The organism is Enterobacter sp. KB-221C9, assembly GCF_041320715.1.
GTDB lineage: Bacteria > Pseudomonadota > Gammaproteobacteria > Enterobacterales > Enterobacteriaceae > Enterobacter > Enterobacter asburiae_D.
Genome location: NZ_JBGIWG010000010.1, coordinates 154,193 through 169,291 on the forward strand (window position 1 = coordinate 154,193; position 15,099 = coordinate 169,291).

The following is a 15,099-nucleotide window of genomic DNA, read 5'->3' on the forward strand; positions in this document are numbered from 1 at the left end:
AATGTCACTCAGCCTACATTTATATATTGCTCACCATGCCAAATACCAATTCGTGTTTTTTTACTGGTGAGGTCGGTGTACTTTATTTTGACGCTCACACCGGGCATGACATAATAACGTTCACGACAGCCTTGCCCTGTGTCTTTGGCTTTATCCCGGCAGGGCCCATAGGAAATGACGCGGAAAGATGCATTCCCGGTATTTGTAACGGTGTCATTACTACGATGGTAGTCGAATTTTTCTTCACGGGGTGCAACCACCAGTATGGTGCCAATAATAGCAGAGGTGGTAGCCTCTCCCTGTTTCTTCTTTTTACTGGCATCAAATTCCGTCACCGGCTCATCGGTCCATGACAGCCGATAATAACGTTCTTTATCATCCCGAGGTCCGTTATAAAAGAAACGAAAATTCTCTTTCGAATTGCCGGGCAGAATAAGGCTCGCAGGTGTTGACAATAATTCAGGTCGGGCTTCCATAGGAATAATAACGCCGCCAGCCATTGGAGAAGACAGACGCTCTACATTGACGCTGACGTAACGTGCGGTATTGGTGGTGTTAATAATTTCCTTTGCAAGACTGGATGCTTCAGGACCCATTATTGAGGTTACCTCTCCGACATTAATCGCCTGAGATGGCGACGTAACGCTCAGTAAAAGGAGAGAGATTAATAGTGGTTTCAGCTTCATGGTGCATCCTTAGAAGGAGGCCTAAGCCTCCTTGTCATTCCTGATAGGTATTGGCCAGACGTAAATTAAACGGTCCAGACTGCGGTAAACTGAACGCGAACATCGCCGCTCCAGTAACCATCAGTTAACGCACTGAACTCAGCAGCGGTGCTGCCATCAGAGGTGGCGGAATCAATCGAGAAGTCAAAAAGACCCTGAGTGCTCACACGGTCGCTACCGGCATAGGCAGTGCTAACCGCCAGCGCATCAAGACCGGCTGAGATGTTATTAGCGGTATCGATCATCGTTACTGGCGTTGTTTTACTCAGGGCCGTGCCGTTCCAGTTCACACCCACGTCCAGCGTGGACGCATCTGTTGTTCTGCTCAGCGTATTGCTGACAATTTGTGAAGTCAGGGTAAAGTCAGTCGCACCAGACTGGCCTTCGATGGTGATATCAAAAGCGCCTTTTTGATTGTTAAAGGCTTTGATCCCTTCCGCGTACTGGAACGTCAGTGACTTCAGCGGGGTAACAACCAGAACGCTGGCCGTATCTTTGGTTGCGCTGGCATCCCAACTCGCAGTGGCAGAAGCAGTGATATCAGCCATCGCGCTGGTAGATACAAGAGCGGCCGCCGCAATACCAGCTAATACGATTTTTTTCATTTTTAATTTCCTGTAAATAATTAAATTAGTTCCATTTATGGATTTATTGCTTAAATGACGAATAATTATTTCTATCAAGATAAAATAATATTTAACTTCCCCCTTCCCCCCATCTTATTTTGCAAGCTGAGTTTTGTTGCGTAGACTTTCTTTTCCGGAAAAGACAATTCATCAGCGATTTGCCTTACTGACTTTTCCTCAACCAACAACTCAAAAACCCGGACTTCATTTTCGCTTAGTGTTGGCAGATAAACCCGTCTGTCCCTTTGCCCTAAAAAATGCAGCTGTATTTTCTTTTCAATTTCATTTTCAGTATCGCTAGCGTAAATAACTGACGCGATATGCTTGCTGCGCTTTTTCCAGTACAGCGCCAGTGGTTGCGTGAGCCTGTCAGCGATCAAAACCAGACGCAAACCCGTTTTGGCCAAATACTCAATCCACTTATTATTGGTAAACAACCGTATGTTATAACGAGAAAAATCAACAAAAATAAGGCCATTATGCAGAAGTTTGTAACGCGCATTCATTAGCAATAGCTGCGTTCCACACTTCAAGTACATGTTCTTGTCGGGCCATAAGCAATATTTGGATTCTGTGCAACCCATCATTTTTATTGTAGCTTGCGGATATAGTTCACATTGAAAATGACAACTCATGCACTGTACTTTCTCATATTTTTGCAATGCCATATATTGTTTGATTTCCCTATATTGTTTTTACCTCATTGCTCAGCGATATGGTCATATTATGGCTAGCCCGAAGATGTGACAACGTTTAATTTCAAGATGTGTCTGCGATTGAATTCGTGTAAATTCCTAATGCATGTGAAGAACATTTAGATATGTAAATGACTCTTTTAGCTAAGAATATTCTTAAGGCCCGGCAGTTAGGATGGGTGATTTTATTAGGAATAATCCACAGGCCATTAGGATTATTCATCAATTAATGATGGGAGTTGATTAAAAAATAACAGCACAATTTGTCAAAAAATAAGTATTTGCCCTACAACATTGTTAATGTTGTGTTTCATTTATGTTCTTATGGTGTTTTTTTTGATGTTTTTATCTGAGTTTTTTGCACTTCCTTTTTGAATAACTTGTACTGGTTCGGGTTAGGTGAAAGAGGGAGCTTTAACGCGCATTGATCCAAATCATCTCTTCCTATAGCCCCGGGGAAGATAAAAAAACCGGGCGCGTTGCCCGGTTCAACTTTCAGCGAAACTCACTTTATGCGCTCAACCCGCGATTCTCCAGCATCGGTTCAATCTTCGGATCGTGCCCGCGCCAGCTGCGATACAGTTCTGCTAAATCCGTGCTGTTACCACGGGACAAAATCGCCTCGCGGAATTTTTGCCCGTTTTCACGCGTCAGGCCGCCCTGTTCGACAAACCACTGATAGCCATCGTCAGCAAGCATTTGCGTCCACAGGTAGGCGTAATATCCCGCCGCGTAGCCGCCGCCAAAAATATGGGCAAAATAGCTGCTGCGATAGCGCGGCGGTACGGCGGGCAGATCCAGCCCCTCTTTTTTCAGCGCTGCCGCTTCAAAATCCTCTACGCTCGAAACGGCCTCACCGATGCCGTGCCAGTTCATGTCCAGCAGCGCGGCAGCCAGCAGTTCCGTCATGTCATAACCCTTGTTGAAATGGGTCGCGTTGAGCATGCTTTCCCGCAGCGCGTCCGGCATCGGTTCACCGGTTTCGTAATGGCGGGCGTAGTGGGTAAACACCTGTGGGTGGCTGGCCCAGTGCTCGTTAATTTGTGACGGGAACTCAACAAAATCACGCGGCGTGTTGGTGCCGGAGAGCGTGGCGAAACGCTGGCTGGCAAACAGGCCGTGTAGCGTATGGCCGAACTCGTGGAACAGGGTTATCACATCATCCCAGGAGAGAAGCGCGACGCCGCCGTTCGCCGGTTTTTGGTAGTTACAGACGTTGTAGATCACCGGACGGGCAGCAAACTCGAAGGATTGCTCGACGAAATTGCCCATCCAGGCTCCGCCCTGCTTGGAATCGCGGGCAAAGAAGTCGCCGTAAAACAGCGCCATGCCCTCACCGGTGTGGTCGAAAATTTCCCAGACCCTGACGTCCGGGTGATACACCGGGATATCGAAGCGCTCCACAAAGCGGATGCCAAACAGCTGGCTGGCTGCCCAGAAGACGCCATCCTGCAATACGGTATTGAGCGCAAAATAGGGTTTGATTTGCGATTCATCGAGGGCATATTTCGCCTGACGCACGCGCTCGGCGTAATAAGCCCAGTCCCAGGCCTGCACGGTGAAACCGCCCTGCTCGTCGTCGATGACTTTCTGAATATCGGCCTGCTCGCGCTCTGCACGGGCACGTGCGGCAGGCACGATACCGCGCATAAAAGCCAGCGCGGCGTCCGGGTTTTTCGCCATCTGGTCGGCGGTGCTCCAGCTGGCATAATCCTCAAAGCCCAGCAGGCGGGCCTGCCGCGCACGTAGCGCCGTAAGGCGGAGGATCAGCTCGCGAGTGTCGTTTTCATCCCCTTTCTGGGTGCGCGTCCAGCCTGCGTTGAACAGGTTTTCGCGGGTCTGGCGATTGCGCAGCGCGGAAAGCGCGGGCTGCTGGGTCGTGTTCAGAAGCGGGATTAGCCAGCGATCGTTTAGCCCTCGCTCTGCGGCAGCCTGCGCCGCGTCGGCGATCTCGCTGGCGCTGAGCCCGTCAAGCTGGTGCGCGTAATCCACCACCAGCCCGCCCGTCTTATCGGCAGCCAGCAGACGCTGGTTAAACTGGCTGGTCAGGGTAGCTGCCTCGGTATTCAGCGCCTTCAGCTCGGCTTTTTCTGTTTCATTGAGACGTGCCCCAGCCAGGATAAACCGCTGGTAAGTCTCCTCGACCAGCCGACGGGATTCGGCGTCCAGCGCGGCACGGTTCTGCCAGACGCTCTCCACGCGGGCGAACAGCGTGTCATTCAGCCAGATATCGTTCGCCAGCGCGGCAAGCTCGGTGGAGAACTGCTCCTCAAGCTCCTGCAGGTACGCATTGGTGTGTGCGGAGGTCATGGCGAAGAAGACGCTGCTGACGCGCGAGAGCATTGCGCCGCTTTTCTCCAGCGCCAGCACGGTGTTAGTGAAGTCAGGCGCTGCGGCCTGAGACACAATGGCGTCAATGTCCGCCCGCTTCTGGCGAAGCGCTTCATCGAAGGCCGGGCGATAGTGGCCGTCGTTGATTTCATCAAAATGGGGGGCCTGATAGGGCAACAGGCTGATGTCAAAAAAGGGATTCGTGGCCGTCATCTTTCGCTCCTGAGTACGGGTATCCTCCCAGAGTAGGCCAGGCCGCCATCCCCTGCAACGCCGTCATACAAATGTTGCCTTAACGCACCCTCTGCGGCCGTGCTATGTTAGTACAACACAAAAAGCGTTGAGGAACAGTGAGATGATTATTTTAGTTACCGGGGCAACGGCAGGTTTTGGTGAAAGCATCACGCGTCGCTTCGTCGCCAACGGGCACAAGGTTATTGCGACCGGTCGCCGCCAGGAGCGTTTACAGGAGCTGAAAGACGAATTAGGCGACAGCATCCTGACCGCGCAGCTGGACGTGCGTAACCGCGCGGCCATTGAAGAGATGATTGCCAACCTGCCCGCCGACTGGCGCGCCATTGACGTGCTGGTCAACAATGCCGGTCTGGCGCTGGGCATGGAGCCCGCGCACAAAGCCAGCGTAGAAGACTGGGAAAACATGATCGACACCAACAACAAAGGGCTGGTCTATATGACCCGCGCGGTGCTGCCTGGCATGGTCGAGCGCAACCGCGGCCACATTATCAATATCGGTTCCACCGCCGGCAGCTGGCCTTACGCGGGCGGCAACGTCTATGGCGCGACGAAAGCGTTTGTGCGCCAGTTCAGCCTTAACCTGCGTACCGATCTGCACGGCACCGCCATTCGCGTCACCGATATCGAGCCGGGCCTGGTGGGCGGCACCGAGTTTTCCAACGTGCGTTTCAAGGGCGATGACGCGAAAGCGGGCAAAACCTACGAAAATGCTAACGCGCTGACGCCGGAAGATGTAACCGAAACGGTCTGGTGGGTGGCGACGCTGCCAAAGCACGTCAACATCAATACCGTTGAAATGATGCCAGTCAGCCAGAGTTTTGCCGGACTTAGCGTCCATCGTGGCTAAACCTGCCCTTCCCGGCCTGCGGGCCGGGTCTGTTTCGGGCCCTAAAAGAATGGTAGTATGTTCAGGCTAACACTCTGAGAAATGACAACTCATGGCCGCTGAATCGCAACTCAATCCCACCCAGCCCGTAAACCAGCAAATCTATCGCATTTTGCGACGTGATATTGTCCATTGCCTGATCCCACCGGGAACGCCGCTTTCAGAAAAAGAGGTTTCCGTGCGTTTTGACGTTTCCCGTCAGCCGGTGCGTGAAGCGTTCATTAAGCTTGCCGAGAACGGACTGATACAGATCCGCCCGCAGCGCGGCAGCTACGTGAACAAAATTTCACTCTCTCAGGTACGCAACGGCTGTTTCGTTCGTCAGGCCATTGAATGCGCAGTGGCGCGCCGTGCCGCAACGCTTATCAACGATAACCAGTGTTACCTGCTGGAGCAGAACCTGCACCAGCAGCGCATTGCCATTGACCGCAAGCAGCTTAATGATTTCTTCCAGCTTGATGATGAATTCCACCAGAAACTGGCGCAGATTGCCGATTGTCAGCTGGCCTGGGACACCATCGAGAACATCAAGGCCACCATTGACCGCGTGCGCTACATGAGCCTCGATCACGTCTCCCCGCCGGAAATGCTGCTTCGACAGCATCATGATATTTTCAGCGCGCTTGAAAAACGCGATGCCGACGGCGTAGAAAAAGCGATGACGCTGCATCTGCAGGAGATCAGCGAATCCGTGCAGCTTATTCGTCAGGAAAATAGCGAGTGGTTTAGCGAAGAGTAATATTCGCCGCTCCCTTTGGGGTGCGGCGGCGTGATTAGCGAACGACTAACACCGGGATCGTGGCGTAGCGCAGAATAGATTCCGCGTTTGAACCCAGCAGATGAGTGGAGATGCTCGGATTTTTCGACCCGATGACTATCGCATCATATTCCCCCTCCTTGCTCAGCTTGATAATTTCATCGCGGACGTTGCCAAAACGCACCATGCTGTGAATATTCTCCGGGGCGATATCGAACAGTCTTTTTAACTCGTTCATTTTCTTGCCGGATTCTGCGGTCATATACTCTTCAAACTTTTTAATATCGGCGTTGAACCCGCGCAGCAGAGACCGGCTGCTGGCTGGCAGAATGTTGACCAGGGTAATCGACGCGCCCTCAGCCTTCGCCAGGTTTGCCGCGTGGCGAACCGCTTTGTCGCTCAAATCCATTTCAAACACGTCTACAGGCATCAAAATGCTCTTATACATAAGCCTGACTCCTTATTCCGATGAAGGGTTATTTCCTGCACCCAGAATGACATCAGAAATATAAACCAACCCTCAACGCTTCCCTGGCGAAACTATCAGTTAATGAAAATAACGGTCTGCTTTGTAAATTACCGTCGTGAACCGTCAGCGCCCGACGAAATAAAGAAAAAAGTGTGAGTTTGATCAAAAACAAAAACATGAAGTGCGTACAGGCGTATTTATATGCCCCGTGAACGGCAAACCTGAAATAGCGCCGTAACGAACAGGTTAGAGAGGAGAAAATACCATGATGACATACGACCGTAACCGCAATGCAATCACCACCGGCAGCCGCGTCATGATTAGCGGCACAGGCAAAACTGGCGTGATTAAAGCGATCCACAGCGACGGGCTGGACGCCGCACAGGTGCGCCGCAGCAAAACGGTTGAAGTGGAAGGATGCGAAGGTAAGTTCGAGCCGATTGAGCTGATTCGCCTGGGAATGCACTAAGCTGTGCATAGACATGCCGCCGCACGCGGCGGCATGTGCTGAATTACCGTTGGGATGCGTACTGCGCCACGGTTGCTTTCGCGCCCTGTTGCAGCAGCGACCGGTACGCGGTCATCACCGCAGCAACAAAGCGCGGCTCCTGCGGTAACTCTTTACCAAAGATGGCCTCAATGCCGAGCAGCGCGTTAACCCGACTTTCCCCTTCCGCACTTCCCTTCACCGCCGCCTGAATCACCGCCAGCTGAGGATCGCTCACGTCAATGGCGTTACCCTGCTCATCCACGCCGCCGACATAGCGCATCCACCCTGCCACACCCAGCGCCAGCAGAGGGAAAGGTTTCTGGTGCACCAGGTGCCAGCGCACGGAGTCCAGCATACGCTGCGGGAGCTTCTGGCTGCCGTCCATCGCGATTTGCCATGTCCGATGGCGCAGGGCCGGGTTGCTGTAGCGGGCAATCAGGAGATCGGCGTAACGGCCTAAATCAACGCCCTTCACTTTCAGCGTGGGGGCCTGCTCGTTAAGCATCAGCGCGTGCGCGGCGAAGCGGTAGTGCTCATCTTCCATACAGTCGTTGATATGCTGGTATCCGGCCAGATAGCCCAGGTACGCCAGGAACGAGTGGCTGCCGTTGAGCATGCGCAGCTTCATCTCTTCAAACGGGATCACGTCTGACACCAGCTCGGCGCCGGCTTTTTCCCACTCGGGACGTCCTGCCACAAAGTTGTCTTCGATTACCCACTGGCGGAACGGTTCACAGGCTACTGCCGCCGGGTCACGCACGCCGGTCAGCTGTTCGATTTTATCCAGCGTATCGGGAGTGACCGCGGGCACGATGCGGTCCACCATGGTTGACGGGAACGTAACGTTAGCTTCTATCCAGTCCGCCAGCTCGCCGTCTACCGCACGGGCGTAAGCGCAGGTCACATTGCGCATCACGTGGCCGTTCTCCGGCATGTTGTCGCAGGACATCACGCTAAACGCAGGCAGACCCGCCGCTTTGCGACGCGCGAGCGCTTCCACCACCACGCCCGGCGCAGATTTCGGCTGGTGCGGATTTTGCAGGTCGGCGACGATAAACGGGTGATCGAGCATCAGCTGCCCCGTCGCCGGCGAGTGGCAGTAGCCTTTCTCGGTGATGGTCAGCGAAACGATCGCCACCTGCGGTTCACACATCGCTGCCAGAACGGTCTCCAGCCCGTCAACCTGCGCGTGGAGGGCCTTTTTGACCACGCCAACCACGCGAGATGTCCATGCATCGGCAGACATCTCCGCCACGGTATAAAGATTATCCTGCGCGTTCAGATCGGCAATCTGCTGCTCGCCGCCAATCAGGTTAACCTCACAGTAGCCCCAGTCGCTGCCGTGCTCAGCGGCGAGAATATCGGCATACACCGCCTGATGCGCGCGGTGAAATGCGCCGAAGCCTAAATGTACAATGCGTGCTTTAAGGCTGTCGCGATCGTACTGAGGCAGCGTCGCGTTGGCCTGTAATAAGGTGTTTTCCATGATTAAGACTCGTTAATTAGAAAGCTGTGGATCGCTGCCGCGCCTTCTGAAGCGGCAGCGCCTGCTGACTACACCAACTAGAATGGCAGTTGGGGTAAAAAAATAACTGCCATCAACCATACTGATACTGCCGTTAGAGATTTTGATTTATATTAACTTTTGCTCATGTGGTGTGACATAAACATAAAGTTGTGTGATAAGTCACGAAAGCTATAAACCATTAGCGTCGCGAAGAGATCGCGCCGTAACCCACACTCTCTTCTGGCGCGGATTCCGCTGCGTCTTGCGCCGCGCTCAAATCACGGTCGCGCACTTCCGGCATCAGGATCGCCGAGACCAGCCCAATCGCGGAATAGACCACCAGCATGGCGACAATCGGCCACCAGGAGCCGGTCATATTGCAGAAAATCCCCGCCAGTACCGGACCAAAGCCCACCGCCACCAGACCGCCCGCCTCTTTCGAGATAGCCATACGGGTAAAGCGATTTCGCGAGCCAAACATCTCCGCCATGGTGATATTTTCCAGCGCAAACAGCCCCAGCACGGCGAAGTTATGGATAACGATGATAGAGAGCATGATTGTCCCCGGCGCATAGCTCTTATCAACGATAATCGACAGCATCGGGTACGCGAGAAGAATGGCGGAGATATTGAGGATAATGTACGGCAGACGGCGTCCCACTTTATCCGAAAGCCAGCCCAGCAGCGGAATGGAGATAAACCCGAGAATGGAGCTTATCATCAGCGCATCGGTAGGGATGGCTTTATCGAACAGCAGCGTCTGGACCAGATATCCCGCAAGGAACGTCTGGATCAGGCCCGAGTTGCCCGCCTGACCAAAGCGCAGCCCGGTCGCCAGCCAGAAGGATTTACTTTTCACCATTGAACCGAGCGACGTGTCCGGCTGCACGGTTTGTGCATCGTTCACTTTCTCAAAGACCGGGCTCTCTTTCAGGTTCATACGCAGCCAGATGGCGAAGATCATCACCACGACGCTGGCGAGGAACGGCACGCGCCAGCCCCAGGCAATCAGCTCTTCACGATCGAGGGCAAAGAACATCACCGCCCAGATCGCCGTGGCGCTCAGCGTTCCGCAGTTAGTGCCCATCGCTACCAGCGAGGAGATGATGCCGCGTTTCCCTTTCGGCGCGTACTCCGCCAGCATGGTCCCGGCACCAGAAATCTCCGCCCCTGCCCCGAGCCCCTGAATAATGCGCAGCGTCACCAGCAGAACCGGGGCAAAAATCCCGATCTGCGCATAGGTTGGCAGGACGCCAATCAGCGTGGTGCAGATCCCCATCATGGTGATGGTGATAAACAGCACCTTCTTACGACCAATGCTGTCGCCCATTCGACCAAAGATAAAGGCGCCGACAATACGTGCTATGTAGCCTGCGCCGTAGGTCCCCATCGCAAGGATCAGCGCCATCGCGGCTGACTGTTCCGGGAAGAAGATCTCATGAAAGACCAGGGCGGCTCCCAGCGAGTAAAGCTGAAAGTCCATAAACTCCAGGGCGGTGCCCAGCCAGCCGGAAACGGCGGCTTTCACCAGATCGGAGGTGGTTCTTTGAGGTTGTGCTTGCGTCATAATGGCTATCTCTGAAAGGTAAGATGCGTACCACATAGAGCCTGTCTGCGCAGGCTCTTAACCGCGTAAATGATTATTGGCCGAACGTGAGCAAGACTTTGCAGCACTGCCGCTGGTCTTTCTCAAACAGTTCAATGGCGTCTGTTACATGGTGATAGTCAAAGGTATGGGTGATCAGTTTTTCCGGGTCGATCAGCCCCTTCTTCAGCCAGTCGATGACGACCGGGAATTTATTGGCATTGAGGCGCGAGGAGAAGATCGCCAGCTCTTTGCCGGTGATGCCCTGCTGGACAATCTGGCTCGGCTCGCTGGAGAAGCCCATCAGCACGATGCGCGCCGCCGGTGAGGCCAGAGTTATCGCTTCCTGCAAAATCGTCGGATGACAGGCGGCATCAATGATTAACGTCGGTTTGATGCCCTTTTCGTCCAGCGCGGCCTGCAGCGACTGCTCGCCGTTATTCAACACCCAGTCCGCGCCGCTGCGCTGGGCCATTTTCAGGCGTTCATCGATGCGGTCAACCACGATAACCTGCTTCACCTTATAGACGCCTTTCAGCGCCTGCACGGTGACCAGCCCCATCGGGCCCGCGCCGTAAATCAGCGCAACGTCCTGCTCGGTAGGGTTGGCCTGCCCCGTCACGTTGGCGGCGATGGTGAAGGGCTCAACCATGACGGCGTGTTTATCAGGAATGTCATCCGGGATAGGCCAGGCATTTTTAGCGGGCACTGTCGCATATTCGCTAAAGCCCCCGTCGCGGTGTACGCCCAGCACCACCAGCGAGGTGCAGACGTTCGGTTTTCCGACGGAACACGGGTAGCAGCGTCCGCAGCTGATCACCGGGTCAACCGAGACGCGCTGGCCCAGACGGGCACTGTCTACGCCCTCGCCTACGGCGTCGATCGCGCCAAAGAACTCGTGGCCGATCGTGCGTGGGTACTTCGCAAACGGATTATGGCCGCGATAGATGTGGCTGTCCGAACCGCAGATCCCCGCCAGCGTGATTTTGACGCGGACTTCGCCTGCGCCTGGCTCCGGGCGTGGCCGCTCTTCAATCACCAGTTCGTTCGGCTGTTGAATCACTACGCTTTTCATCGTTCGCTCCTCGTTTACCAGTTCCACAGCGTGCCGTCTTCAAGACGGGCCACCGGCAGATAGGCCGGATCGTAGGGGTATTTCGCCGCCAGTTTTTCATCAAACTCGATGCCCAGCCCCGGCTTGTCGCCCGGATGCATATAGCCGTTATCAAAGCGCCAGCTGTGCGGGAAGACTTCCAGCATCTGTTCGGAATAACCCATGTACTCCTGCACACCGAAGTTCGGCACCCACAGGTCGAAATGCAGCGCGGCGGCGTGGCAGACAGGCGAGAGATCCGACGGGCCGTGCGAGCCGGTGCGCACCTGGTAGAGCGAGGCGAAGTCCGCGATGCGACGCATCCCGGTGATCCCGCCCGCGTGGGTAATGGTGGTGCGAATATAGTCGATGAGCTGCTCTTCGATGAGCTGCTTGCAGTCCCAGATGCTGTTAAACACTTCCCCCACCGCAATTGGCGTGACGGTATGCTGGCGGATCAGGCGGAAGCAAGCCTGGTTTTCCGCAGGCGTTGGGTCTTCCATCCAGAACATGCGGAATTCCTCAATGCTCTTGCCGAAGCGCGCCGCTTCGATAGGCGTCAGGCGGTGGTGCATGTCGTGCAGGAGATGTTCATTAAAGCCGAATTTACTGCGCACCGCGTCGAACAGCTTCGGTGTGAAGTCGAGGTATTTTTCGGTGGACCACAGCTGCTCTTCCGGCCAGTCGCCTTTGGTCGCAGGCTCGTAGGCCAGCCCCTTCCCTTTGGCCATGCCGTAGGTGGTTTTCATGCCCGGCACGCCGCACTGCACGCGGATCGCTTTAAAGCCCATCTCTTTATGACGGGCGTAGTCTTCCAGCACGTCGTCAATCGTGTGGCCGGTGGTGTGGCAATAGACCATCACCCCTTCACGGGATGCACCGCCCAGCAGCTGGTAGAGCGGCATGTTGGCCGCTTTGGCTTTGATGTCCCACAGCGCCATGTCCACGGCGGAGATGGCCGACATGGTGACCGGGCCGCGACGCCAGTAGGCGCCCTTATAGAAGAACTGCCAGATGTCTTCGATGCGGTGCGCATCGCGGCCAATCAGCTGGGGGCAAAGGTGATCCTTGAGGTACGAGGCCACGGAGAGCTCGCGTCCGTTCAGCGTAGCGTCACCGAGGCCGACAATCCCCTCATCGGTGGTGATTTTAAGGGTGACAAAGTTGCGCCCCGGGCAGGTAACAAACACGTCAGCCGCGACAATCTTCATAGTTCCTTTCCTTACATCGTTCGTTGTGATGCTGGAAATTTACCCATCAACCCTACTACCATACAAGTATAATGATCACAAAATCAGCTAGCGATCACAAAACCCGGGGGCTCAGGCGCGCCCCCATCCCGCCACAATGATCAGCATACCGCACAGGGCAACCAGCGCGCCGGCCCAGTCGTACGCGCTGAGTTTGACGCCGTCCACTACGCGTAACCACAGCAGCGCGGTACAGACATAGACACCTCCGTAAGCAGCGTAGACGCGGCCGCTGGCAGCCGGATGCAGCGTTAACAGCCAGACAAACAGGGCCAGCGCGACGCTTGCCGGGATGAGCAGCAATACGGATCCCCCCTTCTTCAGCCAGAGCCAGGGCAGGAAGCAGCCGATGATTTCGCAGAGCGCGGTAGCAAAAAAAAGCAGCGTCGTTTTGAGCATAGTTAACGTCAGGTGAGGATCTATTTAGACATCATACCTGATAATGCCCTTTACTTTTCCATACTTGCCCCGCGGGTATGCCGTCATTTCTCTTTGGTGTAGAATCTGTACGGGGTAACTTGATTATCTGCACCCATTTAAAAGGAAACGCTATGACCACATTAAGCAAACGCCTTTGTCTGACAGCCCTGCTGGCGCTGTCATCGTTCGCCTTTGCCGCCTCTGCGACAGCGGAAACCAGCAAGCTCGTTATTGAGTCTGGTGACAGCGCGCAAAGCCGCCAGAACGCCGCCATGGACAAAGAACAATGGAATGACACCCGCAGCCTTCGTCAGAAGGTCAACAAACGTGCTGAAAAAGAGTGGGACAAAGAAGATGTCGCTTTTGACGCGCGCGATAAGTGTCAGCAAAGTGCGAACGTCAATGCCTACTGGGAGCCAAACACCCTGCGCTGCCTGGATCGCCGCACTGGCCGCACGGTAGCCCCGTAATGTCGGCGCCCTGCGATATAAAGCTCCGTCCGCTGGAGCGTGAAGACCTGCGCTTCGTCCACCAGCTCGACAATAACGCCAGCGTGATGCGCTACTGGTTCGAAGAGCCCTACGAGGCCTTTGTTGAGCTGTCCGATCTCTACGATAAACACATTCACGATCAGAGTGAACGTCGTTTTGTGGTGGAGTGTGAAGGCGAAAAAGCCGGACTTGTGGAGCTGGTTGAAATCAACCATGTTCACCGTCGGGCGGAGTTTCAGATCATTATTTCCCCTGAGCATCAGGGAAAAGGCCTTGCCTCACGGGCAGCGAAGCTGGCAATGGATTACGGATTCAACGTTCTGAATCTCTACAAGCTCTATCTGATTGTGGACAAAGAGAACGAGAAAGCGATCCATATCTACCGCAAGCTGGGCTTTATGGTGGAAGGCGAGCTGATTCACGAGTTCTTTATCAACGGTGAATACCGCAACACCATTCGCATGTGCATCTTCCAGCATCAGCACTTGGCCGGGCACAAGCCGTCAGGCGCCAGCCTGCTGAAACCTACCGCGCAGTGAGATTGATGATAAACCTTGTCATAAACCATTGAGCTGTCTTTCTGGCCGGGTGGCGCTGTGCTTACCCGGCCTACATTATGCAAGAGTATCAATGCCTTGCACGTTTCCCTGTAGGCCTGTGCAAGCGTAGCGCCGCCGGGCGAAACTCACAAAATGCACTTTATTCTCAGTAATATTCAATCGTGTTTTTGATGGTGTACTTGTGCTCAACGGCAGGTTTGACGCTGTCGTCGGTGATCGTCAGATCGCAGCTCACCGGGTTGTTGTGTCGGTCGTAGTCGCAGCTCTGCCTGACGTTGCCCATCGGCTTGTCATTCAGCATGCTCACCGCCGAGTAATCCATTCTTTTGCGAACATCTTTAGACGGCGTCGACTGGACGGACAGATGCTGATCCCCTGAGACGGTGGTTTTGCCCAGCGGGTAGCCATCCGCATCGTAGCGATACTTCACCTCCATCTCTTTGCCGTGCGCCGCCACCACAAAACCGTTGTCGTCGGTATCCCACGTCACCCCGGCTGACGGCAGTTCGGCCAGCTGGCATTTCCCCTGCAGCTTCACTTTTCGCTGCTGGGTTTCCGCATCAAGGTAGTAATTGGCATCCAGCACCAGCGCCACGCCGGTGTTGGCCTCCAGGTCGTGCAGCTCCAGCGTATCAAAACACCCTTCCGTCGACACGGTGCCGGTGACCCGCTTGGACACTTCGCCCTTATCGTTGAACAGCGTCTGGGTAAAGTCTTTGACCGGGCCGCGCAGAGGGTCAAAATCAAATTCGTTGGAAAAACTCGCCATCTCTGGCGTAAACGACAGCGGCGCGGAGCTGTTGTCGCACCCCACCAGTGTTGCTGCCAGTAGCGTTATCGCTGCGTATTTCTTCACATTTATTACCGTAAAGGGAGATTATTCCCAATCATATTAGCAAATACAGTTGTTTACACGAAGCCTGCTAAAATTAATCTCTACACAGAGAAAAGGAGCTACA

16 protein-coding genes are annotated in these 15,099 nt (G+C 54.5%); 5 read left to right on the plus strand and 11 right to left on the minus strand.

Going from position 1 to position 15,099, the window contains the following annotated elements; genetic code table 11:
* Nucleotides 1-8: 8 nt before the first annotated feature.
* The 4 genes from AB8846_RS16105 to dcp all read right to left on the minus strand — a co-directional run bounded on the left by AB8846_RS16105 (nt 9) and on the right by dcp (nt 4,590).
* The gene (locus tag AB8846_RS16105; protein ID WP_370733152.1) at nt 9-686 is read right to left on the minus strand and encodes a hypothetical protein; all 678 of its coding nucleotides are present in this window, start codon (nt 684-686) and stop codon (nt 9-11) included.
* A gap of 65 nt (nt 687-751) precedes the next feature.
* Nucleotides 752-1,330 carry a common pilus major fimbrillin subunit EcpA gene (locus AB8846_RS16110; protein WP_062934372.1) on the minus strand — a complete coding sequence of 193 codons (579 nt, stop codon included), beginning with the start codon at nt 1,328-1,330 and terminating at the stop codon, nt 752-754.
* Nucleotides 1,331-1,404: 74 nt separating this feature from the next.
* Nucleotides 1,405-1,857: a LuxR C-terminal-related transcriptional regulator gene (locus tag AB8846_RS16115; RefSeq protein WP_370733153.1), complete on the minus strand. Its 453-nt coding sequence runs from the start codon at nt 1,855-1,857 to the stop codon at nt 1,405-1,407.
* A gap of 699 nt (nt 1,858-2,556) precedes the next feature.
* A complete protein-coding gene (dcp, locus tag AB8846_RS16120; protein ID WP_370733154.1) occupies nt 2,557-4,590 on the minus strand; it encodes a peptidyl-dipeptidase Dcp in 2,034 nt (677 codons plus the stop codon).
* Nucleotides 4,591-4,732: 142 nt separating this feature from the next.
* Between dcp and ydfG the strand changes: the two genes are divergently transcribed.
* Together ydfG and AB8846_RS16130 are read left to right on the plus strand one after the other, a co-directional pair.
* Entirely contained in the window at nt 4,733-5,479 is a 747-nt protein-coding gene (gene ydfG / locus AB8846_RS16125; protein ID WP_370733155.1) for a bifunctional NADP-dependent 3-hydroxy acid dehydrogenase/3-hydroxypropionate dehydrogenase YdfG, read from the plus strand.
* A 91-nt stretch (nt 5,480-5,570) separates the two neighbouring features.
* Nucleotides 5,571-6,257 (plus strand): GntR family transcriptional regulator, encoded by a 687-nt coding sequence (locus AB8846_RS16130; protein WP_063145668.1) that lies wholly within the window; start codon nt 5,571-5,573, stop codon nt 6,255-6,257.
* 34 nt (nt 6,258-6,291) lie between these two features.
* On the opposite strand, the gene AB8846_RS16135 is transcribed toward AB8846_RS16130, so the two are convergent.
* A complete protein-coding gene (locus tag AB8846_RS16135) occupies nt 6,292-6,723 on the minus strand; it encodes a universal stress protein (RefSeq protein WP_023335546.1) in 432 nt (143 codons plus the stop codon).
* A gap of 286 nt (nt 6,724-7,009) precedes the next feature.
* Between AB8846_RS16135 and ydfZ the strand changes: the two genes are divergently transcribed.
* Nucleotides 7,010-7,213: a putative selenium delivery protein YdfZ gene (ydfZ, locus tag AB8846_RS16140; RefSeq protein WP_014883679.1), complete on the plus strand. Its 204-nt coding sequence runs from the start codon at nt 7,010-7,012 to the stop codon at nt 7,211-7,213.
* Between the two features lie 43 nt (nt 7,214-7,256).
* Here ydfZ and AB8846_RS16145 read toward each other — a convergent pair whose 3' ends face one another.
* The 5 genes from AB8846_RS16145 to AB8846_RS16165 form a co-directional block, all read right to left on the minus strand.
* Nucleotides 7,257-8,720: a mannitol dehydrogenase family protein gene (locus AB8846_RS16145; RefSeq protein WP_370733156.1), complete on the minus strand. Its 1,464-nt coding sequence runs from the start codon at nt 8,718-8,720 to the stop codon at nt 7,257-7,259.
* 220 nt (nt 8,721-8,940) lie between these two features.
* Nucleotides 8,941-10,308: an MFS transporter gene (locus tag AB8846_RS16150; RefSeq protein WP_370733157.1), complete on the minus strand. Its 1,368-nt coding sequence runs from the start codon at nt 10,306-10,308 to the stop codon at nt 8,941-8,943.
* A 73-nt stretch (nt 10,309-10,381) separates the two neighbouring features.
* Entirely contained in the window at nt 10,382-11,401 is a 1,020-nt protein-coding gene (locus AB8846_RS16155) for a Zn-dependent oxidoreductase (RefSeq protein ID WP_370733158.1), read from the minus strand.
* 14 nt (nt 11,402-11,415) lie between these two features.
* Nucleotides 11,416-12,630: a D-mannonate dehydratase ManD gene (gene manD, locus AB8846_RS16160; protein ID WP_063145672.1), complete on the minus strand. Its 1,215-nt coding sequence runs from the start codon at nt 12,628-12,630 to the stop codon at nt 11,416-11,418.
* Between the two features lie 111 nt (nt 12,631-12,741).
* Nucleotides 12,742-13,068 carry a YnfA family protein gene (locus AB8846_RS16165; RefSeq protein WP_032657499.1) on the minus strand — a complete coding sequence of 109 codons (327 nt, stop codon included), beginning with the start codon at nt 13,066-13,068 and terminating at the stop codon, nt 12,742-12,744.
* Between the two features lie 152 nt (nt 13,069-13,220).
* On the opposite strand from AB8846_RS16165, the gene AB8846_RS16170 reads away from it, so the two are divergent.
* Together AB8846_RS16170 and speG are read left to right on the plus strand one after the other, a co-directional pair.
* Nucleotides 13,221-13,559: a DUF1283 family protein gene (locus AB8846_RS16170; RefSeq protein ID WP_063145673.1), complete on the plus strand. Its 339-nt coding sequence runs from the start codon at nt 13,221-13,223 to the stop codon at nt 13,557-13,559.
* On the plus strand, nt 13,559-14,119 hold the full coding sequence (speG, locus tag AB8846_RS16175) for a spermidine N1-acetyltransferase (RefSeq protein ID WP_047348678.1): 561 nt from the start codon (nt 13,559-13,561) through the stop codon (nt 14,117-14,119). The genes AB8846_RS16170 and speG overlap by 1 nt, the downstream gene beginning before the upstream one ends.
* A gap of 166 nt (nt 14,120-14,285) precedes the next feature.
* Here the strand turns inward: speG and AB8846_RS16180 are convergent, their stop codons facing one another.
* Nucleotides 14,286-14,996 (minus strand): YnfC family lipoprotein, encoded by a 711-nt coding sequence (locus AB8846_RS16180; RefSeq protein ID WP_331412402.1) that lies wholly within the window; start codon nt 14,994-14,996, stop codon nt 14,286-14,288.
* Between the last annotated feature and the right edge of the window lie 103 nt (nt 14,997-15,099).

What these genes read in the sequence shown, in the direction of transcription:
- AB8846_RS16130 (WP_063145668.1), top strand. Translation starts at nt 5,571, where the DNA reads ATGGCCGCTGAATCGCAACTCAATCCCACCCAGCCCGTAAACCAGCAA.
- AB8846_RS16170 (WP_063145673.1), top strand. Translation starts at nt 13,221, where the DNA reads ATGACCACATTAAGCAAACGCCTTTGTCTGACAGCCCTGCTGGCGCTG.
- AB8846_RS16110 (WP_062934372.1), bottom strand. Translation starts at nt 1,330, where the DNA reads ATGAAAAAAATCGTATTAGCTGGTATTGCGGCGGCCGCTCTTGTATCT.
- speG (WP_047348678.1), top strand. Translation starts at nt 13,559, where the DNA reads ATGTCGGCGCCCTGCGATATAAAGCTCCGTCCGCTGGAGCGTGAAGAC.
- AB8846_RS16155 (WP_370733158.1), bottom strand. Translation starts at nt 11,401, where the DNA reads ATGAAAAGCGTAGTGATTCAACAGCCGAACGAACTGGTGATTGAAGAG.
- AB8846_RS16105 (WP_370733152.1), bottom strand. Translation starts at nt 686, where the DNA reads ATGAAGCTGAAACCACTATTAATCTCTCTCCTTTTACTGAGCGTTACG.
- dcp (WP_370733154.1), bottom strand. Translation starts at nt 4,590, where the DNA reads ATGACGGCCACGAATCCCTTTTTTGACATCAGCCTGTTGCCCTATCAG.
- AB8846_RS16115 (WP_370733153.1), bottom strand. Translation starts at nt 1,857, where the DNA reads ATGAATGCGCGTTACAAACTTCTGCATAATGGCCTTATTTTTGTTGAT.
- AB8846_RS16145 (WP_370733156.1), bottom strand. Translation starts at nt 8,720, where the DNA reads ATGGAAAACACCTTATTACAGGCCAACGCGACGCTGCCTCAGTACGAT.
- AB8846_RS16135 (WP_023335546.1), bottom strand. Translation starts at nt 6,723, where the DNA reads ATGTATAAGAGCATTTTGATGCCTGTAGACGTGTTTGAAATGGATTTG.
- manD (WP_063145672.1), bottom strand. Translation starts at nt 12,630, where the DNA reads ATGAAGATTGTCGCGGCTGACGTGTTTGTTACCTGCCCGGGGCGCAAC.
- AB8846_RS16150 (WP_370733157.1), bottom strand. Translation starts at nt 10,308, where the DNA reads ATGACGCAAGCACAACCTCAAAGAACCACCTCCGATCTGGTGAAAGCC.
- AB8846_RS16165 (WP_032657499.1), bottom strand. Translation starts at nt 13,068, where the DNA reads ATGCTCAAAACGACGCTGCTTTTTTTTGCTACCGCGCTCTGCGAAATC.
- ydfG (WP_370733155.1), top strand. Translation starts at nt 4,733, where the DNA reads ATGATTATTTTAGTTACCGGGGCAACGGCAGGTTTTGGTGAAAGCATC.
- ydfZ (WP_014883679.1), top strand. Translation starts at nt 7,010, where the DNA reads ATGATGACATACGACCGTAACCGCAATGCAATCACCACCGGCAGCCGC.